We start from the raw sequence: 22,700 nt of genomic DNA on the forward strand, positions 1-22,700 counted from the left end.
GCCCTAGCACCAACGAAAAAGCCGCCTTCGGGCGGCTTTTTTCATGCCTGGGATTCAGACGGCGAGGGCAGGGCGCGGGCGCATGCCGAGGTGTTGTGGCGCGATCATCGCCTCCAGCGGTAGTGCCTGGCCCAGCCACTGGTTGCGCAGCTCGCGCACTTCCACCCAGCCGTCCTCGGCTGGCAGTTCGCGTGCCTCGCGCAGGGCGCGGCAGGTGCCCGTGGCATCCAGCAGGGCGAACCGGCGCATCCTGGCGCGCGGGGTAAGCAGGGACCATAGACTTATCATCGAGCGATTCTCCTTCGGTTGCCGGAGTCTTATCGCATGCGGCGGTGACAGGGCTATGACAGGAACCGCAGGGCCTCGGCGACGGTCTGAAACACAGCTGTCGGCCCAGCGGAGCGGTGGGTATACTGCCGGCCATTTTCCGCAGCCACCTTCTGGAGATCGCTCATGAAGAAACACCTGTTGTTCGGTCTGCTAGGCGCTCTCGGCGTCGCCCTCGTCGGCTGCGCCCACAGCCCGCAGCAGCTGCGCCCGCAGCCCAAGCTCAACGCCGCGCTGGTGGCCGTGGGCCAGGGCCAGCCGGTCGTGGTACGCGTTGCCGACGGTCGCCCGTCGCCGGTACTCGGCACTCGCGGCGGCCTGTATCCGGAAACCAGCGCCATCAGCGTGCAAGGCCAGGACATCCTGCCGCGCCTGCAGGCCGAGGCCGAGGCGGCCGTCCGCCTGCTCGGCTTCACGCCGAGCCAGAACGCCTACAACGCGCCGCAGCTGACCCTGACCCTGGCCGAGCTGAAGTACCAGTCGCCGAAGGAAGGCATGTACGTCACCGAGGCCGATATCAGCGCCACCTTCCGCGCCGATGTGCAGAACAGTGCCCGTCGCTACAGCGGCCGCTACGGCGCCTCGCTGAACCAGCGCTTCGGCATGGCGCCGAACCAGGAGACCAACACCAAGCTGATCAGCGACGTACTCAGCGACGCCCTGACCCGGACCTTCAAGGACCCAACCATCGGCCAGATGCTCGGCCAGCAGTAAGGCGTTCTGCGCAACGAAAAAGCCCGGCATCGCCGGGCTTTTTCATGTTCGGCCAGGCCGCCTGGTCAGGCCGCTTCGGCATACAGCTCCGGCAGGCTGAAGCCGGTGCGTTCGTCGATATCCGGCAGATCGTAGTGCTCGTGGCCACCGAGGGCGCAATACACCAGCCAGTGGTAGTCCTGCACGTTGAAGGAGAGTTCATCTACCACGGCTTCCACTTCGTCCAGCGAGTCGATGAGATAGTCGCGGTCAACAGGTTGCGGGTTTAGCATGGCGGGTCCTCCGCTGTTATGGAATTCGCTCCGTCACCACAGTGACTGGATAGTCACGGATGGAGTAACAAACCCTAGGCCAGTTGGATGACCGTTTTCAGACAATTTGGTGATAAGCACCAACGTTCGTCGGAACGCAGCTCATAATCAGGCGGGTTCCAGTAGACTGCCGCCCGCCAAACACGGGCCCTGCGGCCTTTTCCGGCGGGGCGCTGCCTGTTTCTGGTGCTCCGACGAGTGGCCAAGAGGGGCAGGGCAGAGCCTGGCGAGCCTCCTTGCCCGCTTCTGGTGCCAGCGCCTCCTGTCGATGGCGCATCTATCTCCTGTTGAGGTGATTCGCGTGTCCCTGCAGTACCTCTGGACCCTGTTTTCGACCTATCCCGGGCAAGTGCTCAACGGCCTGGCACTGTTCTTTGCCGTCGCCGGCAGTTGGCTGCTGCTGGCCACACGCCTGCGCGAGCAGCGCGCGGTTGCCCACCTGGCCGCCGACAGCGAACTGGACGAGATCGACGAGGAAACCTCGTTGCTGGACGAGCCGACCCAGCGCATCAACCGCTTCTTCTACGGTTTTGGTACCGCCACTCTGGGCGCCGCTCTGCTGCTGTCCTGGTTCAGTACACGTATCTGAGGCTGTCGGCGCTCTGGGCGTCTCGCCGAAGTCTGCGCAGATGGCGACCGGAAACCGGCCAGTCATCCTTTTTTCTCTGCTTTTCGTCGCAGCACTCTGCTCGACATTCCTCCGTCAGCGCCTGAGGCCAGTCTCGGGAGTTCTTCCGGCGCTACTGCCTATAGGTGCACCAAATTAGCTGCGCCGTTGTGGAGCGATCGTACCTGCAACGAATCTAATGTCATGGGTGGCAGTATTCTGCGCAGTTGTCGTGACTGGATGGTCATGTTGCAGGGTGGACTATTAATGAATTTAGAACTCTCTTTCTAATTAAACGTGCCGCCGATTTAAGTTGATATTGCCTGTGGCAAACATGGCGATAGGCCATTCATTGCAGAAATAGTTCGCGGAATGCCGTGTTGACATTAATGCTCTCCTAAAAATAGGATTCGGCCAGCTTTGAAGCTGAACCATAGGCGATGCTCAGGAAGTTCTTCGCCATAACAATAATAAGTTCTGCAGTGTCCAGGCTTTGTCTATTGGCGTTGCGGGGGATGAAGGGATGCGGCACGGCGTAGTTTCTTTATTTCTAATTCTGGGCTGGGCGTTTTTCGCGTCCATGGCGCCGGCCGCTGCTCAGCAATCTGCAAACTCTTCTGAAAATACAGCGGATCAAGTTTCCGAAGATGCGCGCGCCGTGGATATTATCCGTCGCGCCGACCGTATTCGTGCCCCGGCCGAGCCCTTCCGCTATACCCTGACTCTGGCGGAGATGAAGGGCGATAGTGAAGTCACTCGGCAAAGTTTCGATGTTGCCATGCGTTTCTATAAGCCCGAGTCGGGGCAAGAGGGCGACGCGCGCGCACTGGTGCGTTTCGTCGATCCGCCCACCGAGCGTGGCAAGTCGCTGTTATCCATCTTCGACAAACTCTGGTACTACGAGCCAAAGTTGCGTCGTCCCATTCCGATTTCACGACAACAGCGCCTGGTCGGACAGGTGTCCAATGGCGATGTGGTCGCTACCGACTTCGATCTTTCCTATATATCCAAATTGGTGGCCACCGAGGATTGCGAGGGGCGCAAATGCTATCGCCTGGAATTGCAGCGGCGTTGGCCGTATGTGACTTATCCGAAGATCATCTACTGGGTCGATGCGGAGAACTATCGACCCTACAAGGCAGAGTTTCTCGCCACCAACGACAAGTTGATAAAGCGTGCCTGGTACAAGGATTACAAACCGGCGCTGGGTGTTGAGCGGCCGCATGAAATCTATATCGAAGACAGCCTGAAGAAAGAACAGTACACGCGCATGTTGTATTCCGACGTGCGCCTGGAAGCCGTGCCGGAAGCCTATTTCCAGAAAGAGTATCTGCTGCGTCTGCGTTGAATATCTGACAGGGAAGGGTGGGTATTCCGATGTGGCGGAACGAATTTCTGTTGGCCGGCGTTTGCCTGGCGCTGGCGGCCGTGCCGGTGTTTGCCGAGCAGCCGTGCAGCCTGTCCGGCTTCGCCGGGGCGGAGGCGGGACGCTCTGCGGTGCGGGATGCGTGGCTGAACCCGGACGAGGATTTCACCCGGGCCATGGGTTCGGCGGCGACCTACGGCGAGTTGAACGGAGATTGTGCGGGTGCGGCGGCGAAGCTGCATTTCAACGTGTTCGGTGAGCGTCTGGAAACCTTCGGCGATAACGGTGTCGCCCAGGAGAACGACGGTTACGACAACCGCGGCTTCGTGCGCGAGGCCTATATATCGCTGACGCCGCATGAGTCGGTGTTTATCGATATCGGCAAGAAAGATATACGCAACGGGCAGTTCTTCTTTGTCAGTCCGTTGGATTTCCTGCAGAGCCCGAGCAACTACTCGTCGCGGGGTGCGGTAAATGCGTTAGGTGTGTCCTGGCGCGACACTTATCGCGAAGGCGCGATGGTGGCGCAGATGTCCTGGTTCAGCCAGGCGGGCACTCTGGAGTTGGCGGTACTTCCGCAACTGGCCAATCCGTCGCACAAGGAGCGGGTGGCGGAATGGACGACATTGCAGCGGACCAATTCGGCAGAGAGGTATTACCTGTCGTACACCACGGCCATGTTCGAGGACTTCAATCCCCGTCTGGTCATGGTCGGTGGTGAGAGTTATGCGTTTGGTATCGGTACCAGTGGTTTTCTGACCGAGGACTGGATTCTCAATATCGAGCTTTCCGTCAATGAACAGAGTCAGGTAAACGAGTTCGACAAGACGGCGCTGGATACTTTGCAGTCGTATCGTTTGCCAGCAGAAGACGATTTCTTCAAAGAGCAGGATAAAGATCACTTCTACCAGTTCGGCGCCGGGCTGAGATACACCACGGATAACAATACGGCCATCTCGTTGGAGTACCTGTTTCAGGATCAGGGATGGCAACAGAAAGACTGGGATAACTATTTCGAAACGCTCGATCTGCTCGAAGGAGCTTATCAGGCGACTGCCGCGGATCTATTCAGAAACTATCAGCTGTTGTTCGTCCAGGAGGCGGACAACATGGCCCGGCGCGACCTGTTGCCGGGGCGTAATTACCTGATGGCGCATCTGGATAGTAATGAAGCCGAGATGCGCAGGCTGTCATGGGAAAGTTCGACGATCTACAACCTGGAAGATCGCAGCTTCGCCCTCAATCTGCACTTCTCGTCGCAGTTGACGAGAACATTCGAAGTGTATGTCGGTGGCGGTTATCTGGACGGTCCGGATAACAGTGAATTCGGTCGATTGGGAAACAGCGGGGTGGGTTATGCAGGTGTTCGAGCAATCTGGTGACAAGGGTGTGGCCCTGCTGTTCCCGGGGCAGGGTACCCAGCATATCGGCATGGGCGAGGAGGTCTGCGACCAGTCTGCCGCCACCGCGCGAGTCTGGGACTGCGCCAGCGACATCGCCGGCTTCGACCTGCGCCGTCTATGCAGAAAGGGGCCGATGCCCAAGCTGGACAAGACCCAGTACCAGCAGGTGGCGGTCACCTGCGTGAACGTCGCCAGCCTGGTGGCGCTGCGCGAGCGTGGCGAGCCGCAGGTGGCTGCCGTGGCAGGGCACAGCGTTGGCGAGTTCTCCGCGCTGTTCGCCGCCGGCGTGCTGGGCATGGAGGACGTGTTCCGCGCCGTGGCTGCCCGTGGCCGCATCATGCAGGCCCTGGCCGAACAGACCGACGGCGCCATGTACGCCATCAAGGGTGTGGGCCGTGATGCCATCGCCGAACTGATCGCCGCCCACGAACTGGCCGACGGCATCACCGTGGCCAACGACAATTCGCCCCGCCAGCAGGTGATTTCCGGTAGCAAATCGGCGCTCAAGGAGCTGCTGCCGGCACTGCTGCGGGCCGGCTTCGAACAGGTCAAGCTGCCGGTCAACGGCGCCTGGCACAGCTCGCTGATGCTGGCTGGCCGCGAGGACTTCCAGGCGGTGATCGACGATCTCGAGTTCGCCGCACCGCAGCTGCCGCTGTTCACCAACCAGGCGGCGGCCCCCGTCGTCGATATCGCGCAGATCCGCCGTGATCTGGTGGTCAATCTGTATTCCACCGTGCGCTGGCGCGAAACCATGCTGGCCCTGGCGGCCAGCGGTGTTGGCGGCTTCCTCGAAGTCGGTCCGAAGAAGGTGCTGGGTCGCCTGTTGCTCGATTTCACCGAGCTGCAGCCGCTGCCGGCGGTGGGTCATGTCTCCGACTACCTGGCGCCGCAAGCGGCGCTGGCCGACTGAGGCGCTGAGCATGTTGCCGACTTTCCGCCAGCACGCCGGCCGCTATGGCTTCGGCCTGTGCCTGGGCGTCAGCTTCCTGTGTCTGCTGCTGGTCTTCGCCCTGGTGCGCAACAGCCAGGCTATCGGACTGCTGGAGCTGCTGCCGGCCGGCTTCGCCATTGCCTTCGGTGTCACCCTGGGGGCGTCGCGCGATGCGCCGGGCTACTGGATCTACGCGGCGCGCTCACTCAAGTTCATGGTCCTGCCGGCCGAGCTGACGCAGCTGCAGCAGTTGCGCGTCAGCCCTCTGATCAGCCTGCTCAATCCGCTGCAGCAGCCGTTTGTCCTGCCGCTGCTGCTCGCCAGCCTGACCACCCTGCTGCTGTGGGGCGGGCTGACCCTGGCGCCGGCCTATCCGGCACTGGTGGCGCTGGCGGTGCTGGGCCTGCTGTTCCCGCTGTTGCTGGCCCTATTGCTGAGCGGCAGCGCGCCGTACTTCATGGTGCTGGCCAGCGACCAGGGCGAGAACACCCTGCTGCCGCACATGAAACGCCTGCGCAACACCGGCCGTTATCGTGCGGAGGACCTGGCCATCAGCCTGCTGATCAGCCTGTGCCTGATCTGGCCGCTGCAGAGCCGCGCGGACTTCGACCTGCAAGGCGGCTACGGCAAGCCGGAGTTCGCCGTGGCGGCGCTGCTGCTGGGCTGGATAGTCACGTTTTTCATGCTCCTCGGCGCCCGTCGTTCGCGGCTCTATTCGGCGGTGGGCGAGCGTCTGTCCGCCCTGCTGCGCAACGTGCCCGGCGATACCGAACCGCTCGCCAGCCGGTTGCTGCCGCGCATGGCCCTGTACTACGCCGCCGTGGGCCTGTGGGCCCTGGTGCTGTGCGGCCTGCTGGCGCAACTGCCGCAGCCGCTGCCGTTCCCGCTGTTCTGCGCGCTGCTGCTGGCGGCCCCGGGCTGGGCCTTCTGGCGCGAGCGCGGGCTGACCCTGCGTCGCGATGCCGAGCAGGCCGGCCTGTTCATCCGCGAGCTGGGCGTGCAGCCGGTGGCGGCCGGCATGCCGCAGCGGCCATAGGGGAGGGGGCATGCACATCGGCATCGACATCGTGGAGATCGAGCGCATCCGCACCGCCAGCCAGCGCAGCGGCGAGGATTTCATGACGCGGGTCTACACGGCGCAGGAGCGCGACTACATCGGCGACGCCGAGGCCAACGCGGAGCGCGCGGCAGGCATCTGGGCGGCCAAGGAGGCAGCGGTCAAGGCACTGGGCAGTGGTTTTCGCGACGGCATCCAGTTCCACGATCTGTGCATCGAGCACGAGCCAGCGGGCAGGCCGTACCTGGTATTCGCCGGGCGCTTCCGAGAAGAAATGCAGCGGTCCGGGCTGACCGCGGCGAGTTTGAGCATATCCCACTGCGGCACCCACGCAGTGGCGGCGGTTGTGCTCGGGTGACCACCAGAAGACAGGGCTAGGGCAATGGCAACATTTACGGATTTACAGGGGAAGGTCGCCTTGGTGACCGGGGCCAGCGGCGATATCGGCCTGGCGGTGTGCGAGAAGCTGCTGGAAGACGGCAGCAAGGTGTACGCCACCTACAACAACAACCCGGCACGCCTCGGCGAGCTGGCCGACCGCCAGGAGTTCGCCGGGCGCCTGGTGACGCTCAAGTGCGACATCACCAACAAGGCCGAGCTGGACGCGGCCCTGGCGCAGATCGAAGAGGCCGAGGGCAAGCTCGACGTGCTGGTGAACAACGCCGGCAAGTACCGCGACAACCTGTTCTCGATGATGGACTTCGACGAGTTCGACGACGTGGTCAAGACCAACCTGTACGGCACCTTCATGGCCACCAAGGCGGCCCTGCGCATGCTGCGCAAGGCCAAGCAGGCGACGGTGGTCAATGTCTCGTCGATCGCCGGCCTGACCAACAGCTTTGGCCAGACCAACTACAGCGCGGCCAAGGCCGGGATGATCGGCTTCACCCGCACCCTGGCCGGCGAGCTGGGCTCCAAGGGCGTGCGGGTCAACGCCGTGGCCCCGGGCCTGATCGAGTCGGTGATGACCAAGCGCGTGCCGCGCAACGTGATCCGCCAGACCCTCTCGGTGATCCCCCTGCAGCGCATGGGTGAAACCCGCGAAGTGGCTGAGGCCATCGCCTTCCTCTGCTCCAGCTCCTCGAGCTACGTCGTCGGCCAGACTCTGGTGGTCGATGGCGGCCTGATCATGCGTTAAGGAGGCCCCATGGCCGATTCCGAAGAAAGTCTCGTCGCACCCTCGATGCTCATGAAGATGGGCCCCTGGCGCTATCCGTTCTTCCTGGTCGACAAGATCTGCGAGTTCAAACGCGGCTCGCGTGGCTACATCACCGCAGTGAAGAACATCTCGTTCAACGAGCCGCAGTTCACCGGGCACTTCCCGGAGAGCCCGATCATGCCTGGCGTGCTGATCGCCGAGGCGATGGGCCAGACCAGCGACTACCTGACTCTGCTCACCGCGTTCTGCGAGGAGTACGAGCAGCGTTTCGACTGCGACCTGTCGGCCCGCCGCGACCTGCAGAAGGCCCTGCACAGCGAGGAAGGCATGGCGATCATCGCCGGCATCCGCAAGAAGTGGGGCGGCGTGCTGGCCTCCCAGGACCTCAAGTTCAAGAGCGTGGTACTGCCGGGGGACACCCTGGAGATGCGCAGCGAACTGATCATGAAAGACCCGGCCGGCTTCAGCCACTTCAAGGTCGAGGCGCGCATCGGTCGGCGGGTCACCACCGTCGGCAAGCTCGCCAACTTCTGGTTCGACATGAGCAAGCCATTCAACTACCCGGGCTAAGCCCCATCCGCGAGGACCACCACATGGACAAGCAACTGCAAGAAGCCATCGCCCAGCGCCGGGCCGTACTGGACAAGCTCAAGGACAGCCTGATCGACCGCCTCAACCTGTACCAGCGCCAGGACCAGATCGACGACGACACCCCGCTGTTCGGCAGCGGCCTGAAGCTGGACTCGGTGGACGCCACCGAACTGGTGGTGATGCTCGAAGAGGAATTCGGCGTGCGCGTATCCGAGGGCGACGATCCGTCCTACATGCGCAACGTCAACTCGCTGGCCAGCTTCATCCTGCAACGCCAGGCCGCAGCCGCCTGACTTCTGCCGAACACTATTCGAGGGACACAACGATGAATCCGATGGAAGCCGTTCACCAAGCCGCCGGCGCCACCCTGGGCGAACGCAATGGCGTGCGCATCCCGCTGCACTATGGCGCGCCTGCCGCCGAGCACCAGGCCTCGCGCAAGAACATCCTGCTGGCCGACTACTCGCACTTCGGCATCGTCGAAGTCCAGGGCGACGAGGCCTACGACTTCCTCAACCGCGTGGTCGGCGGCGACCTCTCGGTGATCCGCGACGAGCAGGCGCTGTACACCGTGCTGCTGGACGACCAGGGCCAGATCGTCACCGACCTCTATGTGCTGTGCGACGACGAGCGCTTTCTGCTGCTCACCGAGTGGGTGCGCGGCGACGCGCTGGCCGCCAGCCTGCAGGCCCTGGTCGGCGAGGAGGAAGTCGAAATCGCCGCCAAGGACGAGCTCGGCGCCCTGCTGTTCGAAGGTCCCTACAGCTGGGAGCTGATGTCCGAGCTGTTCGGCTTCGATGTGCTCGGCCTGCCGTTCCTCGAGTTCATGCACGTGGACGGCGTGACCCTGCTGCGCGCCGGCAAGCACGGCGAGTTCTCCTACAAGGTGCTGGCGCCCAAGGAGGCCCTGGCCGAGCTGTGGCAGCGTGCCCTGGATGCCGGCGCCAAGTTCGACCTGAAGGCCGGCGGCATCGACTTCCAGAACCGCTCGCGCCTGGAAAACCCGTGCTGGGATCCGGCCCTGGCCGGCGAGTTCAGCCGCTGCCCGATCGAGCTGCAGCTGCAGTGGGCGGTGCGTTACGACAAGGACGAGTTCGTCGGCAAGGACGCCCTGCTGGCCAAGCTCGAGGAAGGCGCCGCGCAGCGCGTGGTGGGCTTCCAGGTCAAGGGCGACGGTGCCGCAGCCAACATCGGCGACGCCGTGTTCAGCGGCGACACGCAGATCGGCAAGGTGATCACCCTCGGCTGGTCGGAAGGCATGCAGGCCCATATCGGCCAGGCCCTGCTCGACAGCGAGTACGCCTATGCCGGCCTGGAAGGCTACGCCATCGACGCCGCATCCGGGCGCATCGCCATCGCCACCTCGGCGATTCCGTTCCTGCAGAACTTCAGCTTCCTGGTCAATCCGGCCGAGCACAGCTACGTCGACCCGTCGCGGCCGAAGAGTCTGCTAGAGCAACAGGCGCAGTAAGCACGGTAATCAGCCACAGCCGAGCGGGCCGCCGGGGCGGGCGGTCCGTTCATCAGGTCGCCAGCCTCGAAGGAGTATGCAAATGGTTCAGCGCAAGCGGGTAGTGGTCACAGGGATGGGCGTGCTGACGGCGCTCGGCAATACGCTGGAAGAGTTCCGCGAGGGCCTGTTCGCCGAGAAGGCGGCCATCGGTCCGAGCCAGCATTTCCGCCATTACTTCGACGATGCCGTGGCATCCGAAGTGCTACAGGAGGTGGACTACCCCGGTGTCGCCGCCGAGCGCCTGCCCGAGTTGGACCGCACCTCGCTGTGGGGCTACAAGGTCGGTCGCGATGCCTTGGAGCACGCCGGTCTGCTCGGCGATCCGCTGCTGGAGCGCACCAGCCTGGTGGTCGGTGTTTCCTCGGCCAGCGCCGAGGCGATCATGCCGATGATCGAGGGCCGGCCCAAGGAGTTCAGCCCGCGCAAGATGGCGATCTGCGGAAACTTCTCGGCGATCTGCCCGGTGGTGACTTCGCTGCTCGGCCTCAAGGGTGGCTTCGAGCTGGTGGCCACGGCCTGTACGGCCAGTACCAACGCCATCGGCATCGGTTTCGACCAGATCCAGAACGACAAGAACCCGGTAGCACTGATCGTCGGTTCCGACCCGGTCTACCTACCCACTTTCGCCGGTTTCTACGCGCTCAAGGCAATGCGCGAAGAGGCCTGCTGCCCATTCTCCGGTACGCCCGGCATGTCCGTCGGCGAGGGTGCCGGCGCCCTGGTGCTGGAAGAGTACGAACACGCCAAGGCGCGTGGCGCCACCATCTATGGCGAGATCGTCGGCTACGCCACCAGCTCCGACGCGCACCATGAAACCGCGCCGGACCCGCGCGCCGAAGGCGCCACCCTGGTGATGCGCGCAGCGCTGAGCAACGCCGGGGTCGGCCCCGAGGCCATCGGCTACATCAATGCCCACGGCACCGGCACCGAGGCCAACGACCGCGCCGAAACCCTGGCGATGAAGAAGGTGTTCCCCAACATCGCCGGCATCCCGGTGAGTTCGACCAAGTCCTACTTCGGCCACAACATCGGCTCGGCCGGCATCATCGAGATGATCGCCTGCCTGACCACCCTGCCGTCCGGCAAGGTGCTGCCGACCCTGAACTTCTCCACGCCGCGCACCGGCTGCGACCTCAACTACGTGCCCAATCATTTCCAGGAGCACCAGGTCGAGCTGTTCATGAAGAACAACTACGCCTTCGGCGGCAACAACTGCAGCATCGTCGCCTCAGTGGCGCCCGAGACGGCGGCGCCGACCGAATACCGTCCGCGGCGCGTGGCGATCACCGGTTTCGGCGCGCTGAGTTCGCTGGGCTACGGCGCCGAGCAGATCGCCGAGAACATCCGCAACGGCGTCGACGGTTCGCTGCTGGTCTCCGCCAACGACTGGCTGGGCCTCGGCGAGGAGGGCCGTGACCTGGCCCAGCTGCTGGAGGCCAACCCGGCCCTGGCCGAGCGCCTGGCCGGCATGACCGAGGGCGACCTGCGCGCCATGCAGTTCCGCGCCCACGAAGTGCGCGGCATCGAGCCGCGCAAGCACCTGAAGAACTACGACCCGCGCAAGGCCAGCCGCATCGGCACCCACGGCCTGCTGGCCCTGGAGCAGGCGCTGCAGAGCGGCGGACGCAAGATTCGTCACGGCGACACCGACGTGGCGCTGATCATGGGCATGTCCAAGGGCCCCCAGGCCACCATCGCCCGCTACGCGCAGAGCCTGCATCCGGACCCGAAGCGTGCGCGCACCTTCGAGTTCCCCTCGGCGCTGATGAACTCTATCGCCACCTTCTGCGCCATCAGCAAGGGCATGAAGGGCTACAACACCACCCTGTCCACCGGCTACAACGCCGGCCTCGGCGCGCTGCTGTACGGCTACGAGATCGTCCGCCAGGGCCTGCAGGTGCAGGCGCTGGTCGGCGGCGCGGAAGAGAACTCCTATTCCTCGGTGCTGATGTCGCCAGCGGCGGCCGACCGCCTGAGCTGGAGCGATGCCGCGGACGCCTTCCAGGTCTACGGCGCCAGCGCCAGCGGCTTCACTATCGGCGAGGGCGCGGCGGTGGCCATGCTCGAAGACCTGGACGCGGCCCGTGCGCGCGGTGCCGAGGTGCTGGCCGAGGTGATCGGCTATGGCCGCTCGTGCGATGCCAGCTACCCGGGCGAACCGGCGCTGGCCAGCGGCAACGCCATGGTCGCGGCGATTCGCCAGGCGCTCGCCGAGTCCGGCCTGGGCCTGGAGCAGGTCGACCTGATCTGCGGCACCAGCTGGGGCACCGCGGAAAGCGCCGAGAAGGAACTGGATGCCGTGCGTCAGGTGTTCGGCGCGCTCGCGGCCGAGGTGCCGCTGGTCAACTACAACGGCCACTTCGGCTTCGTCGAGTCGGCGGCCGGCCTGCTCAACCTGTCGCAGGTGCTGCAGGCCATGCGCAGCGGCGAGATCGCGCCGATCCCGCACACCGCCGAGTTCTGCGCCAGCGACATCGCCTTCGTGCGCCAGCCGCTGCGCCGCGAGGTGCGCCACGCCCTGGTGCTGGGCGCCTCGGACGGTGGCAACAACTACGCCCTGCTGATCCGCAAGGAATCCATCGATGGCTGATGCCGGGCGTGCGCTGATCTCCGGCCTGGGCGTGTTCAACGCCCTCGGCCACGACACGGCGGCGCTCTGCGCGGCCCTGGCCGAGCAACGCCTGGGCCCGCGCAGCGGCTTCTTCGCCAGCGAGCGCGCGGCCCAGGGCAACGGCCTACCGTTCAACCCGCAGCAGGTGGCCATGCCGGCACTGCCGCAGACCAAGCGCAACCCGGCCGGCTGCGACGCCGAGACCGCCTGCGCGCTGATCGAGAAGGTGCTGGACGAGGCCCTGGCCCAGGCCGGGCTGCGCCGCGCCGATCTGGCCGGGCGGCGGGTGCAGTTCTATATCGGTGGTCAGGGCGTGCAGCCGGAAATAATGAAGTTCACCGCCTACCTGCAACGCAATGACGCCGAGGACCTGTTCTTCAACCCCGGCATCCGCAAGATGCACAGCGACAGCTACGCCGAGGAACGCCTCGGCCGCCTGCTCATGCAGCGCGTCGGCTTGGCGCTGCCGCCGCTGGCCCTGTCCACCGCCAGCTGCTCCAGCATGTCGGCGCTGTTCCTCGCCAGTCGGGTGATCGAGAGTGGCCGCGCGGACCTGGTGGTGGTGGCGTCCTGGCAGCAGGTGTCGCAGTACAACCTGATGTTCATGGGCGGGGTCAACGCCCTGGCCCGCTCGGTGGCGCAGCCGTTCTCGGCGGCGACCGAGGGCGTGATGCTGGGTGGCGGCGCGGCCCTGGCGATCCTCGAGAGCGAGGCGCACCTGCGCGCCCGGAAAGGCCGCGGCCTGCTGCGCATCGATGGCTTCGCCACCTGCCAAGGCGGCGGTTCGGGGCGCGGCGGGCAGTCCTTCGCCCCGGACTTCCGCACCCTGGCACGCACCGTGGAAGAGTCGCTGGAACAGGCCGGCATCGCCGCCGCCGATGTCGGCTGCGTGTTCATGCACGGCAACGGCATTCGCGGCAGCGACCAGGCAGAGCTGCTGGCGGTGCGCAAGCTGTGGGGCGACAACACGGTGCCCACGGTTTCCTACAAGGCGCAGCTGGGCTATCAGGTGGCGGCCAGCGGCCTGACCGACCTGGCCATCGCCGCCGACGCCCTGCAGCAGCGCCGCCTGCTGGCGTTCAAGGCCCTGGCGCCGCTGGATGTCGCCGGAGTGCACCTGCATGCCGATGCCGAACCCCTGGCGCTGAACAGCGACAAGCTGGTCAAGCTGGGCCTGGGCATCGAGGGATCCATGGCCGCCTGCACGCTGACGCGGCTGGCAGGATGAGCGAGACGATCATGTCCGTCGAAGAGAAGCAGTTGACCCCGACCCGCCCGGCCAGCGCCGCCGAGCTGCAGGCGCCGCTTGGCCAGGCCCGTCTCGAGCAGGGCAGCGCGCTGGCGCTGGTCGGCCTGTCCGTGCTGCAGGCCGAACGCGCGCCGCAGCGTTTCGAGCCGCGCTGGTTCCGTGCCTGGGAGGCGCAGCTGTACCAGCGCGCGGCGCGCAAGACCGGGCGCCGCCAGTGGGACTTCAGCCGCTTCAGCCGGGACGGCGGCCTGGAGGCGGCCAAGGTCGGCTATCGCGACACCCTGGGCGCAATGGCCCAGGCGGCCAAGCAGGCGGTGGCGGCGGCCGAAGCCAGCTGCGGTCGGCGCAGCTCGCGCGAGCGCATGGCGCTGCTGTATTTCGATTTCTGGGGGCAGAGCTCGCACCTGGAGCAAGCGTTCAACTGGCGCGACAGTTTCGATCTGGACGTGATCCCCAAATTCATCCTGCGTGACCAGGCCACCGAGGCCTTCTCCTGCAAGGTGCAGGCGGGCCGCGGCGCCTTTATCCAGGCGCTGCGCATGGCCCAGGCCCTTTTGCACGGCGGCGGTGCCGACAGCGTGCTGCTCGGCGGGCTGTTCCGCAGCTTCCCGGTGCTGTGCTTCGCCGAGGCCATCAGCGGCAGTGCGGCGGAGCGTGGCTGGCTGGGGCGCGGCGGGCAGCACAACGCACCGCTGGTGGAGCGCGCCGGCTTCATGGTGCTGCGCCGTGGCGAAGCCCTGGCCACTGCGCGCCAGCCCGGCCTGCTACTGGGCGAGCCGCATTACCTGCAGGCACCGGCCGGGCGCGCGGCGACCCAGCAGGCGCTGAGCGAGCGCTGGGCCGAGCTGTTGCCGGAGCCGCGCGCGCTGGTCTATGGCGGCCACTACCCGTCCAGCCTGCTCGATCAGGTCGAGGCCGGCGCGGCGGCCCAGGGTGACTGCTGGGTCTACGAGAACATCTGCCGGCGCTTCGGTGACAGCGGCGGGCTCAATCCGCTGCTGGCCCTGCAGCGCCATGCCGAGCGCAAGGCCGCCCAGGCGGACACGCCGCCGGCCCTGCTGAGCCTGAGCGACAGCCAGGGCGGCACTTGGCTGCTGCGAGGGGAATGAGATGACGGAAAGAGAGAACAAGGTGCAGGCATCCGCCACACCCGCCGGCGAGCCTCGCCGGCTGCAACTGGTCAAGGCGAGCCAGCTGCCGATCGTGCGCCTGAGCCAGGTGGAGAAACGCTACGGCAAGGGCGAGGGCAGCGTGCAGGCGCTGCGCAGCATCGACCTGCAAGTGGAGCGCGGCGAGTTCGTCGCCCTGGTCGGCCAGTCCGGCAGCGGCAAGAGCACTCTGCTCAACCTGATCGGCGGCATCGACCAGCCCAGCGCCGGCGCCGTGCACTTCCTCGGTCAGGACCTGGCCGACCTCGGCGACCGCGACCTGGCCCAGCTGCGCGCCCGCGAGATCGGTTTCATCTTCCAGTTCTTCAACCTGCTGCCGGTGCTCAGCGTGTTCGATAACGTCTACTACCCGCTGATGCTCAACGGCTATCGCAAGGAGCAGGCGCGCCGCCAGGTGTTGCAGGCGCTGGAGCGGGTCGGCCTGCAGCAGCACGCCCTGCGCCGCCCGGTGGAACTGTCCGGCGGCCAGCAGCAGCGCGTGGCCATCGCCCGCGCCCTGGTGAAGAAGCCGGCGCTGGTGATCGCCGACGAACCCACCGGCAATCTGGATTCGGAAACCGGCCGCTCGGTGCTGGAGCTGATGCAGGAGATCAACCGCGAGAACGGCACCACTTTCATCATCTCCACCCACTCCGACGCGGTACGCGACGTGGCCGGGCGGGTGGTGCGCATCGCCGACGGGAGTATCCAGCATGACTAAGCTGCTGCCGCTGATGCTCCTGCTGCTGGCCTCCACCGCCCAGGCCGCGCTCGACGCCGAACAGCTGCGCCAGCAGGGCCGTACGGCGCTGGATGCGCTGGTCGAGCGCAGCAGCCAGCTGCCGGCGCGCGATCAGGCGATCCTGGTGGTGGTGCAGGCGCCGAACGAGGGGCTCGCGGAGAGCACCCTGGAGTCGCTCGCAGCCTGGCGCGAACAGCACCCGGACGACCTGCCGGCCAAGCTCTACGAGGGTTACGGCTGGCTGTTCATGGCCGGCGAGTACGTCAAGCAGCAGAACTACTTCCGCGCCGCCGAGCTGGCCAAGCGCGGCTTCTTCCTGATGGACGAGGCGGTCGACCAGAACCCCGAGGACTGGCGCCTGCGCCTGCTGCGCGCGCGCATGGATTGCTACGTGCCGGCCGAGTTCGGTCGCCATGTGGTGGCGCTCAAGGACCTGCGTTACCTGCGCGAACATCCCGAGCAGGTGCCGGCCGAGCTGCGTCCGCTGCAGGACTTCCTGCAGGCCCGCGCCCAGCGCGCCGCCGGTGACGAGGCTGCGGCCAAGGCCTTGGCCGACCAGGCGCCGTGGGGCGAGCTGCTGCAGGCCGAGGGTCGCCTGCCCATCACCCAGGCGGAAGTGCAGCGGGTGCTGGCACCCATAGTGGAGGCGGCGCCATGAGCGAACTGCTGTATTACCTGGCCAACGCCATCATCGCCTACGCCCTGCTGCTGGTGCTGTGGACCGCACTGCGGCGGCCCACCTCGATCCGCTACGCGTTCGCCAACCTGTTCCGTCAGCGCCGCCGCTCGGGCATCACCCTGCTGGCGATCATCATGGGCGGGGTGGCGGTGTTCACCTTCGGCGGCTTCGTCCAGCATTCCTTCTCCGCCCTGCGCGAGCAGACCATCCGCACCAACCTCGGCCACCTGCAGCTGTACCGCGAGGGCTATCTCGCCAGCGGCGCGACCAACCCGCTGCGCCACGGCATTCCCGGCTACCAGCAGATCAAGCAGGTGCTGGCCGCCGACCCCGAGCTGGGGCCGATGCTGAAGACGGTGACCGGGCAGATCGAATTCTCCGGCATCGCCTCGCACTACGAGTCGGAGACCTCCACCTTCATCTCCGGCGTCGGCATCGAGCCGGCCAGCTCACTGACCCTGGGCGCGCTGGACCGCATCGTGCTGGGCAGCGACCTGTCGCGTATCGACGGCCTCGGCGTAACCATCGGCAGCGGCGTGGCCAAGGGCATCGGCGCCGGCTACGACAGCGAGCTGGACCTGCTGGTGGTCAATCCCAAGGGCGGCCAGAACGCCATGTCGGTGACCGTGCGTGGGGTGATGGAGTCGGGTATCAAGGAGTACGACGACCGCTCGCTGAAGATGCCGCTGGAAACCGCCCAGGCGCTGCTGGAGACCGACGAGGTCAGCCGCATCATCATCCTGCTCAACGACACCGAGCAGACCGCCGCCGCACTCGAGCGGGTCAAGGCGCTGATCGCCGAGCAGGGGCTGAAGCTGGAGGTGCGGCCCTGGTCCGAGCTGGCCGTGTACTACCACCAGGTGGTCAGCCTGTTCGACGGCATCTTCTTCTTCATCAAGTCGATCGTCAGCGTGATCGTGGTGTTCATGATCGGTAACACGCTGATGATGAACGTGGTCGAGCGCACCCGTGAGATCGCCACCCTGCGCGCCCTGGGCCTGACCCAGCGCGAGGTGGGGCGGCTGTTCATTCTAGAAGGCATCTTCATCGGCCTGCTCGGCGCGGCGCTCAGCGTAGCGGTGGGCATCGGCCTGGCCGAACTGATCAACGTCAACGGCCTGCCCATGCCGCCGTCTCCGGGATACACCAAGGGCTACCTGGCTTTCATCCTGTGGGACGAGGATTTCGATCTGTTCTGGTTCACCTGCGCCCTGGCCATAGTCACCGCGGTATTAGCCTCGATCATCCCGGCGAAACGCGCCTCGAAGTTGCTGATCGCCGAGGCATTCAGGTTCACCTGAATAACTTGGATAGTTGTCACCCGGCGACGCTGGAAGTTGCCGGGTGGTGGTAATAAGCGATGCGCCTTAGTGCAGGGTAAGTTGTGCCTGCTAGTGGGTGTTTAATACTGCGCTGCTGTTATTGAAGTTGTTGTTGGCGAGCGCGCTTCATATACAGAGTGAGAGCAAGTTATGACAGCAGAACGGCAAGTCGTCCTCATCACCGGCGCCGCCCGCGGCATTGGCGCGGCCATCGCCGAACGGTTCATCGACGACGGCTTCGATGTGGTGCTCAACTACCGCCGCACCCAGGGCAAGGGCGCCGCCAACCTGGACAACCTGGTGTCCCGCGCGGAGGCTCGTGGCGTGAGAGCGTACAAGGCCCTGGCGGACATCTCCGAGAGCCGCGACGTGGAGCAGATGATCAAGAGCCTGCAGCTCGATGGCCTCGAACGCATCCACCACCTGGTGCTGAACGCCGCCAGCGCGCCGTTCAAGTCGATCCTCGATCTGACCAAGCACGACTGGAAGCAGCTGTTCGGCACCAGCCTGATCGGCAACGTGGCGATGATCAACGCCGTGGCGCCGCTGATGCCGGCCGGCGGAACCATCTGCGCCATCTCCGGGGTGGGTTCGCACACCGTGCTGCCCAACTACCCGCTGGGCCTGATGAAGGCGGCGCTGGAGAACCTGGTGCGCTACATGGAGGTGGAGCTGTACGACCGCGGTATCCGCGTCAACGGCGTGTGCGGCGGGGTGGTGCGCAGCGAGATGCTGCCCTATCTGACGGAGATGTGGCCGCGGATGATCGGCAACATGGAGTCCTCGGGGCGGCGCTGGGCTCTGGAGCCGGAGGAGATCGCCAACGTGGTGGCCTTCCTCGCCTCGGATCGCTCCAGCGCCATCCGTGGGCAGATCCTGGTGGCCACCGGCGGAGTAGGGCTGGCGGCCTGAATCCTTGGATGCGATGCAAGAAAAAGCCGGCGTCCGCCGGCTTTTTTCATGCAGGCCAGCGCTTGAGTACGGTAGCCCGGATGCAATCCGGGGACGGAGCTGCTGCATTCGGACTACGAGTTCTCCCCCTCTCCCGCTGGCGGGAGAGGGGGCCTCAGCCTTCCCAGCGCTTCAGTACCAGGGTGGCATTGGTGCCGCCGAAGCCGAAGCTGTTGCTCATCACCGTGTTCAGGCGCACGCCGTGGCGGGTCTCGCGCAGCACCGGCATGTCGGTCAGCTCGGGGTCGAGGTTGTCGATGTTGGCCGAGGCGGCAATGAAGTTCTCGCGCATCATCAGCAGGCAGTAGATCGCCTCGTGCACGCCGGCGGCGCCCAGGGCGTGGCCGGATAGGCTCTTGGTCGAGCTGATCGGCGGTAGCTGGCGGCCAAACACCTTGCGGATCGCACGCATCTCAGCCAGGTCGCCGACCGGAGTGGAGGTGCCGTGGGCGTTGATGTAGTCGATCGGCTCTTCCACTTTTTCCAGTGCCTGCTGCATGCAGCGCATGCCGCCTTCACCGCTCGGCGCGACCATGTCGTAGCCATCGGAGGTGGCGCCGTAGCCAATGATCTCGGCATGGATCTGCGCGCCGCGGGCCAGGGCATGATCCAGCGCCTCGACCACCACCATGCCGCCGCCAGCGGCGATGACGAAGCCGTCGCGTCGGGTGTCGTAGGGGCGCGAGGCCTTCTCCGGGTTGTCGTTGTACTGGCTGGAGAGGGCGCCCATGGCGTCGAACAGGTAGCTCTGGCTCCAGTGTTCTTCCTCGCCGCCGCCGGCGAAGACGATGTCCTGCTTGCCCAGCTGGATCTGCTCCATGGCGTGGCCGATGCAGTGGGCGCTGCTGGCGCAGGCGGAGGCGATGGAGTAGCTCAGGCCCTTGATGCGGAACGGCGTGGCCAGGCAGGCCGACACCGTGTTGCTCATAGTGCGCGGCACGCGGAACGGGCCGACCCGAGAGATGCCCTTCTCGCGCAGGATGTCCATGGCCTCCATCTGGTTGAAGGCCGAGGCCCCGCCGGAGCCGGCGATCAGCCCGGTGCGTGGGTTGGAGATGTGTCCGTTGCCCAGGCCGGCGTCCTTGATCGCCTGCTGCAGGGCCAGGTAGGCGTAGGCCGCGGCGTCGCCCATGAAGCGTTTGACCTTGCGGTCGATGCTCAGGTCGTCTATGTCCAGCGGCACCGCGCCGCACACCTGGCTGCGCATGCCGACTTCGGCGTAGGTGGGGTTGAAACGAATTCCCGAGCGGCCGTCCCGCAGGTTGCGGGTAACGGTTTCCAGGTCGTTGCCGAGGCTGGAGACCAGCCCCATTCCGGTGATCACGACGCGGCGCATGCACAAATCCCTTTCTCAGACGATGGTCCGGGCCGGTCGAGCTGCGGATGGCGGCGAAGATGCACTCGGGCAGAAGTTTTCGCGCGCAATCCGGTGGATAAAAGTTGCCGGTTTTCCCTGGGCGATAACTAACCAAAGTTTGGCTTTTTTTGCCAGCCTTAGTTGCGCTTTATGCGGGGTTTGACGAGAAATTCAATATGAATCCGCGGGCGGCGGATATATATCGAAGTGTGCGGGAAAGTTTGATCGTTTGATCAATAAGAAGGCCTGCCCGGATATGCCCGGGCAGGCTGTGCAATCACAGTGGCAGACCGGCCTTGATCCGGTACTGGTTGCGCACCGGTGTAGCGTACTGGCGGATCAGCCAGGGGCGTTGCTCGGCGGGGCAGGCGTCCAGGCGGCGCTGCCATTCGGCGCGGGCCTTGGCCAGCTCGGCAGCGGGGAACAGCTGCTCGGCAGCAGGCACCTGCAGTTCGGCATCGCGCTGCTCCCACTCGGCGTAGGCCAGGTGGTGCACCGGGAACAGCCGGTAGCCGCCGAGAATGTGCTGATCCATCAGGGTTGCCAGCTGCTTGGCATCCTCGAAGCCTTCGCGCACCGGCTCGCCGAACTGCACATGCACGCGACCCTTGTAGCCGGTGATGCCCAGGGCAATGCTGGCATCGTCCTCGCCCGGCGCCTTCTCGTAGCTGCCGGTGCTGGCGCGCAGCTGCAGCTCGCGGGCCTTGGCCTGGTCGCAGGGGTCATACTCGTAGCTGATCGACACCGGCACCAGGTTCAGCGCGGCCAGTACCTCGGCGAACGGTTCGTCCTTGCGGCTCATGTGGAACATTTTGAGGATCGCCGAATCGGTACGGTCGTCACCGTCCTTGGCCCGGCCCTCGGCCTGGGCGATCCAGATCGACTGGCCTTCCTCGCGGATCGAATGATTGATGTACGCCGACAGCAGCTGGAAGGCCGCCAGCTTCTCGCGCCGCCCGGCCACGCTGCGGTGCACGATGAAGCTCTTGTTCAGACGCATCAGGTCGCTGACGAAGGGACGCTGCAGCAGGTTGTCGCCGATGGCGATGCGCGGCGTCGGCAGTTTGGCGTGGAACACCGCGTAGTTGACGAAGGCCGGGTCCATCACGATGTCGCGGTGGTTGGCCAGGAACAGATAGGGCGTGCCGGCCTTCAGGTGCTCGATGCCGGAGAAGCTGATGCCATCGGTGGCACGCTCCACGGTGCGGTCGATATAGGGCTCGATGCGCGCCTGCAGGGCATCCACCGAGGTGATGCCAGCCGTCTCGCTGCGCAACCGATGGGCTATAAGAGGTTTGAGCAACCAACCGAATGGCCCGGCCAGGCGCGGGAAGCGGAAGCGAGTAAGGGCGCCGAGAAAGGTGTCGTCGCTCAGCAGGCGTGCAAGCACGGCAGGGACTTCGTGGTCGGCGTAGGGTCGGATGGAATCGAATTCGCCCATCATGCTCTCGTGGTTAGGCTGCTCGGAATGCCCGTGCGCGGGCCTGCAATAGACCGGCGATTATAACGGCAAGTCACATGGAGGCCGCGATGCTGGAATCACAGTCGTACCAGTGCCCTTATTGCTGGGAGCAGGCCGAGGCCTTGCTCGATCTCTCCGCCGGCGACCAGGAGTATGTCGAGGACTGCCCGGTGTGTTGCCGGCCGATTGTTTTCGATCTGCGCACCGATGGTGAGGAATGGTCGCTGGATGTGCGTCGGGAGGACGACTGATGCAGCGGATTTACGAGCCACAGGATCTGCTGGAGGCCGAACTGCTGGTCGGTGTGCTGGCCAGCGAGGGTGTGGAGGCGCATCTGGCCGGGCGGCATTTGCTCGGTGCGGTGGGGGAGCTGCCGGCGCTGGGTCTGCTAGGGCTGCTGGTGGAAGACGACGATGCCGAGCACGCGCGTCGGCTGATCGCCGCGTACAATGCCGCCGCGCCGCTGCCGGGCGAGGAGCCCGAGGGGTTCCCCGGCGTGCTGCTCTGCTGACTGTTCTGTTGCTTTCTTCTGTTGCCGGAAATACCGCCGCCCATGAGTGGACGCTACGCCCTGTTCCGTTGGCCCCAGGCCCTGTCGAGCCTGCCGGGCTTTCCCGAAAGCTTTCCACAGCGCTGGAATCTGTCGCCCGGCGCTCAGGTGCTGTTCATTCATCAGCCCGAAGGCGAGCTGCGGGCGGCAGCGGGGCGCTGGGGGCTGACGCCGGCCTGGCTCGATGACTTCAGCAAGGCGCCGGCCCATGCCCGGGCCGAGACCCTGGCCGAACAACCGATGTTCCGCGAGGCCTTCCGCCAGCGCCGTTGTCTGTTGCCGGCCAACGGCTTCTATGAGTGGCGTGGCCAGGCCAACCACAAGCGGCCGTACTGGATGAGCAGCGAAGGGCTGCTGTACTTCGCCGGCCTGTGGGAGGCCTACCCGACGGCGGGGCAGACCTACCTGAGCGTGGCGATGATCACCGCGCCGGCCAATTACCTGCGCCGCCCGGTGCTGCTCGACCAGGCCGCTACCCGTGTGTGGCTCGATCCGCAGGCGTCGGTCGAGCAGTTGCAGGCATTGCTGGTGGCGCCGCAACCGCAGCTGCGCGAGCGGGTGCTGAGTACGCTGATCAATGATCCTGCCTTCGAGGGGCCGGAGTGTCTTACTCCGGGGTAGGTGGGGTCGTCGTCCAGTTCTTGGCA

General features: G+C 65.5%; 25 protein-coding genes. 21 read left to right on the plus strand and 4 right to left on the minus strand.

From position 1 onward, the window contains the following. Nucleotides 1-54: 54 nt before the first annotated feature. Complete coding sequence (locus tag OH686_RS17565) at nucleotides 55-288, minus strand: hypothetical protein (protein WP_289534186.1); 234 nt, start codon at nucleotides 286-288, stop codon at nucleotides 55-57. A 165-nt stretch (nucleotides 289-453) separates the two neighbouring features. On the opposite strand from OH686_RS17565, the gene OH686_RS17570 reads away from it, so the two are divergent. Then, nucleotides 454-1,041, plus strand: coding sequence for a YajG family lipoprotein (locus OH686_RS17570; protein ID WP_137971200.1), 588 nt, complete (start codon nucleotides 454-456; stop codon nucleotides 1,039-1,041). Between the two features lie 65 nt (nucleotides 1,042-1,106). On the opposite strand, the gene OH686_RS17575 is transcribed toward OH686_RS17570, so the two are convergent. Then, on the minus strand, nucleotides 1,107-1,313 hold the full coding sequence (locus OH686_RS17575; RefSeq protein WP_137971201.1) for a hypothetical protein: 207 nt from the start codon (nucleotides 1,311-1,313) through the stop codon (nucleotides 1,107-1,109). 340 nt (nucleotides 1,314-1,653) lie between these two features. Between OH686_RS17575 and OH686_RS17580 the strand changes: the two genes are divergently transcribed. The 17 genes from OH686_RS17580 (at nucleotide 1,654) to OH686_RS17660 (ending at nucleotide 18,645) form a co-directional block, all read left to right on the plus strand. Further along, a complete protein-coding gene (locus tag OH686_RS17580; protein WP_289534187.1) occupies nucleotides 1,654-1,941 on the plus strand; it encodes a hypothetical protein in 288 nt (95 codons plus the stop codon). Between the two features lie 541 nt (nucleotides 1,942-2,482). Further along, nucleotides 2,483-3,307 (plus strand): outer membrane lipoprotein-sorting protein, encoded by an 825-nt coding sequence (locus OH686_RS17585; RefSeq protein ID WP_289534188.1) that lies wholly within the window; start codon nucleotides 2,483-2,485, stop codon nucleotides 3,305-3,307. A gap of 29 nt (nucleotides 3,308-3,336) precedes the next feature. Further along, nucleotides 3,337-4,707 carry a hypothetical protein gene (locus OH686_RS17590; protein WP_289534189.1) on the plus strand — a complete coding sequence of 457 codons (1,371 nt, stop codon included), beginning with the start codon at nucleotides 3,337-3,339 and terminating at the stop codon, nucleotides 4,705-4,707. Continuing rightward, entirely contained in the window at nucleotides 4,682-5,641 is a 960-nt protein-coding gene (locus tag OH686_RS17595) for an ACP S-malonyltransferase (protein WP_289534190.1), read from the plus strand. The genes OH686_RS17590 and OH686_RS17595 overlap by 26 nt, the downstream gene beginning before the upstream one ends. Continuing rightward, nucleotides 5,598-6,698: a YcdU family protein gene (locus tag OH686_RS17600; RefSeq protein ID WP_289534191.1), complete on the plus strand. Its 1,101-nt coding sequence runs from the start codon at nucleotides 5,598-5,600 to the stop codon at nucleotides 6,696-6,698. Before OH686_RS17595 ends, OH686_RS17600 begins: the two co-directional genes overlap by 44 nt. Nucleotides 6,699-6,708: 10 nt before the next feature. Beyond that, nucleotides 6,709-7,077, plus strand: a complete 369-nt coding sequence (gene acpS / locus OH686_RS17605; protein ID WP_289534192.1) for a holo-ACP synthase — start codon at nucleotides 6,709-6,711, stop codon at nucleotides 7,075-7,077. A 24-nt stretch (nucleotides 7,078-7,101) separates the two neighbouring features. Beyond that, nucleotides 7,102-7,857: a 3-oxoacyl-ACP reductase FabG gene (fabG, locus tag OH686_RS17610; protein WP_137971207.1), complete on the plus strand. Its 756-nt coding sequence runs from the start codon at nucleotides 7,102-7,104 to the stop codon at nucleotides 7,855-7,857. A gap of 9 nt (nucleotides 7,858-7,866) precedes the next feature. After that, nucleotides 7,867-8,448: a 3-hydroxyacyl-ACP dehydratase FabZ family protein gene (locus OH686_RS17615; protein WP_289534193.1), complete on the plus strand. Its 582-nt coding sequence runs from the start codon at nucleotides 7,867-7,869 to the stop codon at nucleotides 8,446-8,448. Between the two features lie 23 nt (nucleotides 8,449-8,471). Further along, on the plus strand, nucleotides 8,472-8,762 hold the full coding sequence (locus tag OH686_RS17620) for an acyl carrier protein (RefSeq protein ID WP_289534194.1): 291 nt from the start codon (nucleotides 8,472-8,474) through the stop codon (nucleotides 8,760-8,762). Nucleotides 8,763-8,803: 41 nt separating this feature from the next. Further along, nucleotides 8,804-9,940: an aminomethyl transferase family protein gene (locus OH686_RS17625; protein ID WP_171016251.1), complete on the plus strand. Its 1,137-nt coding sequence runs from the start codon at nucleotides 8,804-8,806 to the stop codon at nucleotides 9,938-9,940. Between the two features lie 82 nt (nucleotides 9,941-10,022). Further along, nucleotides 10,023-12,572: a beta-ketoacyl-[acyl-carrier-protein] synthase family protein gene (locus OH686_RS17630; RefSeq protein ID WP_289534195.1), complete on the plus strand. Its 2,550-nt coding sequence runs from the start codon at nucleotides 10,023-10,025 to the stop codon at nucleotides 12,570-12,572. Then, nucleotides 12,565-13,821 carry a beta-ketoacyl synthase N-terminal-like domain-containing protein gene (locus tag OH686_RS17635; protein ID WP_289534196.1) on the plus strand — a complete coding sequence of 419 codons (1,257 nt, stop codon included), beginning with the start codon at nucleotides 12,565-12,567 and terminating at the stop codon, nucleotides 13,819-13,821. Before OH686_RS17630 ends, OH686_RS17635 begins: the two co-directional genes overlap by 8 nt. Before the next feature lie 11 nt (nucleotides 13,822-13,832). Further along, nucleotides 13,833-14,951 (plus strand): hypothetical protein, encoded by a 1,119-nt coding sequence (locus OH686_RS17640; protein WP_289534197.1) that lies wholly within the window; start codon nucleotides 13,833-13,835, stop codon nucleotides 14,949-14,951. 1 nt (nucleotide 14,952) lies between these two features. Beyond that, nucleotides 14,953-15,711, plus strand: a complete 759-nt coding sequence (locus tag OH686_RS17645; RefSeq protein ID WP_289534198.1) for an ABC transporter ATP-binding protein — start codon at nucleotides 14,953-14,955, stop codon at nucleotides 15,709-15,711. After that, on the plus strand, nucleotides 15,704-16,390 hold the full coding sequence (locus OH686_RS17650) for a hypothetical protein (protein WP_289534199.1): 687 nt from the start codon (nucleotides 15,704-15,706) through the stop codon (nucleotides 16,388-16,390). Before OH686_RS17645 ends, OH686_RS17650 begins: the two co-directional genes overlap by 8 nt. Then, the gene (locus tag OH686_RS17655) at nucleotides 16,387-17,712 is read left to right on the plus strand and encodes an ABC transporter permease (protein WP_289534200.1); all 1,326 of its coding nucleotides are present in this window, start codon (nucleotides 16,387-16,389) and stop codon (nucleotides 17,710-17,712) included. Before OH686_RS17650 ends, OH686_RS17655 begins: the two co-directional genes overlap by 4 nt. Before the next feature lie 171 nt (nucleotides 17,713-17,883). Beyond that, nucleotides 17,884-18,645, plus strand: coding sequence for an SDR family oxidoreductase (locus tag OH686_RS17660; protein ID WP_289534201.1), 762 nt, complete (start codon nucleotides 17,884-17,886; stop codon nucleotides 18,643-18,645). Nucleotides 18,646-18,799: 154 nt separating this feature from the next. Here the strand turns inward: OH686_RS17660 and fabB are convergent, their stop codons facing one another. Together fabB and OH686_RS17670 are read right to left on the minus strand one after the other, a co-directional pair. Further along, a complete protein-coding gene (fabB, locus tag OH686_RS17665; RefSeq protein ID WP_289534202.1) occupies nucleotides 18,800-20,020 on the minus strand; it encodes a beta-ketoacyl-ACP synthase I in 1,221 nt (406 codons plus the stop codon). Between the two features lie 298 nt (nucleotides 20,021-20,318). After that, nucleotides 20,319-21,485, minus strand: coding sequence for a 1-acyl-sn-glycerol-3-phosphate acyltransferase (locus OH686_RS17670; protein WP_289534203.1), 1,167 nt, complete (start codon nucleotides 21,483-21,485; stop codon nucleotides 20,319-20,321). Between the two features lie 86 nt (nucleotides 21,486-21,571). Here OH686_RS17670 and OH686_RS17675 point away from each other — a divergent pair, with 86 nt between their 5' ends. The 3 genes from OH686_RS17675 to OH686_RS17685 are packed head-to-tail and all read left to right on the plus strand — an operon-like array spanning nucleotide 21,572 to nucleotide 22,674. Next, nucleotides 21,572-21,754, plus strand: coding sequence for a CPXCG motif-containing cysteine-rich protein (locus OH686_RS17675; protein WP_289534204.1), 183 nt, complete (start codon nucleotides 21,572-21,574; stop codon nucleotides 21,752-21,754). Further along, the gene (locus tag OH686_RS17680) at nucleotides 21,754-22,014 is read left to right on the plus strand and encodes a putative signal transducing protein (protein WP_043308586.1); all 261 of its coding nucleotides are present in this window, start codon (nucleotides 21,754-21,756) and stop codon (nucleotides 22,012-22,014) included. The genes OH686_RS17675 and OH686_RS17680 overlap by 1 nt, the downstream gene beginning before the upstream one ends. A 42-nt stretch (nucleotides 22,015-22,056) precedes the next feature. Then, complete coding sequence (locus OH686_RS17685) at nucleotides 22,057-22,674, plus strand: SOS response-associated peptidase (RefSeq protein WP_289534205.1); 618 nt, start codon at nucleotides 22,057-22,059, stop codon at nucleotides 22,672-22,674. Nucleotides 22,675-22,700: the final 26 nt, after the last annotated feature.

It is taken from the genome of Pseudomonas sp. SO81 (assembly GCF_030374125.1).
Classification (GTDB): Bacteria; Pseudomonadota; Gammaproteobacteria; order Pseudomonadales; family Pseudomonadaceae; genus Aquipseudomonas.

What these genes read in the sequence shown, in the direction of transcription:
- OH686_RS17565 (WP_289534186.1), bottom strand. Translation starts at nt 288, where the DNA reads ATGATAAGTCTATGGTCCCTGCTTACCCCGCGCGCCAGGATGCGCCGG.
- OH686_RS17570 (WP_137971200.1), top strand. Translation starts at nt 454, where the DNA reads ATGAAGAAACACCTGTTGTTCGGTCTGCTAGGCGCTCTCGGCGTCGCC.
- OH686_RS17575 (WP_137971201.1), bottom strand. Translation starts at nt 1,313, where the DNA reads ATGCTAAACCCGCAACCTGTTGACCGCGACTATCTCATCGACTCGCTG.
- OH686_RS17585 (WP_289534188.1), top strand. Translation starts at nt 2,483, where the DNA reads ATGCGGCACGGCGTAGTTTCTTTATTTCTAATTCTGGGCTGGGCGTTT.
- OH686_RS17590 (WP_289534189.1), top strand. Translation starts at nt 3,337, where the DNA reads ATGTGGCGGAACGAATTTCTGTTGGCCGGCGTTTGCCTGGCGCTGGCG.
- OH686_RS17595 (WP_289534190.1), top strand. Translation starts at nt 4,682, where the DNA reads ATGCAGGTGTTCGAGCAATCTGGTGACAAGGGTGTGGCCCTGCTGTTC.
- OH686_RS17600 (WP_289534191.1), top strand. Translation starts at nt 5,598, where the DNA reads ATGTCTCCGACTACCTGGCGCCGCAAGCGGCGCTGGCCGACTGAGGCG.
- acpS (WP_289534192.1), top strand. Translation starts at nt 6,709, where the DNA reads ATGCACATCGGCATCGACATCGTGGAGATCGAGCGCATCCGCACCGCC.
- fabG (WP_137971207.1), top strand. Translation starts at nt 7,102, where the DNA reads ATGGCAACATTTACGGATTTACAGGGGAAGGTCGCCTTGGTGACCGGG.
- OH686_RS17615 (WP_289534193.1), top strand. Translation starts at nt 7,867, where the DNA reads ATGGCCGATTCCGAAGAAAGTCTCGTCGCACCCTCGATGCTCATGAAG.
- OH686_RS17620 (WP_289534194.1), top strand. Translation starts at nt 8,472, where the DNA reads ATGGACAAGCAACTGCAAGAAGCCATCGCCCAGCGCCGGGCCGTACTG.
- OH686_RS17625 (WP_171016251.1), top strand. Translation starts at nt 8,804, where the DNA reads ATGGAAGCCGTTCACCAAGCCGCCGGCGCCACCCTGGGCGAACGCAAT.
- OH686_RS17630 (WP_289534195.1), top strand. Translation starts at nt 10,023, where the DNA reads ATGGTTCAGCGCAAGCGGGTAGTGGTCACAGGGATGGGCGTGCTGACG.
- OH686_RS17635 (WP_289534196.1), top strand. Translation starts at nt 12,565, where the DNA reads ATGGCTGATGCCGGGCGTGCGCTGATCTCCGGCCTGGGCGTGTTCAAC.
- OH686_RS17640 (WP_289534197.1), top strand. Translation starts at nt 13,833, where the DNA reads ATGTCCGTCGAAGAGAAGCAGTTGACCCCGACCCGCCCGGCCAGCGCC.
- OH686_RS17645 (WP_289534198.1), top strand. Translation starts at nt 14,953, where the DNA reads ATGACGGAAAGAGAGAACAAGGTGCAGGCATCCGCCACACCCGCCGGC.
- OH686_RS17650 (WP_289534199.1), top strand. Translation starts at nt 15,704, where the DNA reads ATGACTAAGCTGCTGCCGCTGATGCTCCTGCTGCTGGCCTCCACCGCC.
- OH686_RS17655 (WP_289534200.1), top strand. Translation starts at nt 16,387, where the DNA reads ATGAGCGAACTGCTGTATTACCTGGCCAACGCCATCATCGCCTACGCC.
- OH686_RS17660 (WP_289534201.1), top strand. Translation starts at nt 17,884, where the DNA reads ATGACAGCAGAACGGCAAGTCGTCCTCATCACCGGCGCCGCCCGCGGC.
- fabB (WP_289534202.1), bottom strand. Translation starts at nt 20,020, where the DNA reads ATGCGCCGCGTCGTGATCACCGGAATGGGGCTGGTCTCCAGCCTCGGC.
- OH686_RS17670 (WP_289534203.1), bottom strand. Translation starts at nt 21,485, where the DNA reads ATGATGGGCGAATTCGATTCCATCCGACCCTACGCCGACCACGAAGTC.
- OH686_RS17675 (WP_289534204.1), top strand. Translation starts at nt 21,572, where the DNA reads ATGCTGGAATCACAGTCGTACCAGTGCCCTTATTGCTGGGAGCAGGCC.
- OH686_RS17680 (WP_043308586.1), top strand. Translation starts at nt 21,754, where the DNA reads ATGCAGCGGATTTACGAGCCACAGGATCTGCTGGAGGCCGAACTGCTG.
- OH686_RS17685 (WP_289534205.1), top strand. Translation starts at nt 22,057, where the DNA reads ATGAGTGGACGCTACGCCCTGTTCCGTTGGCCCCAGGCCCTGTCGAGC.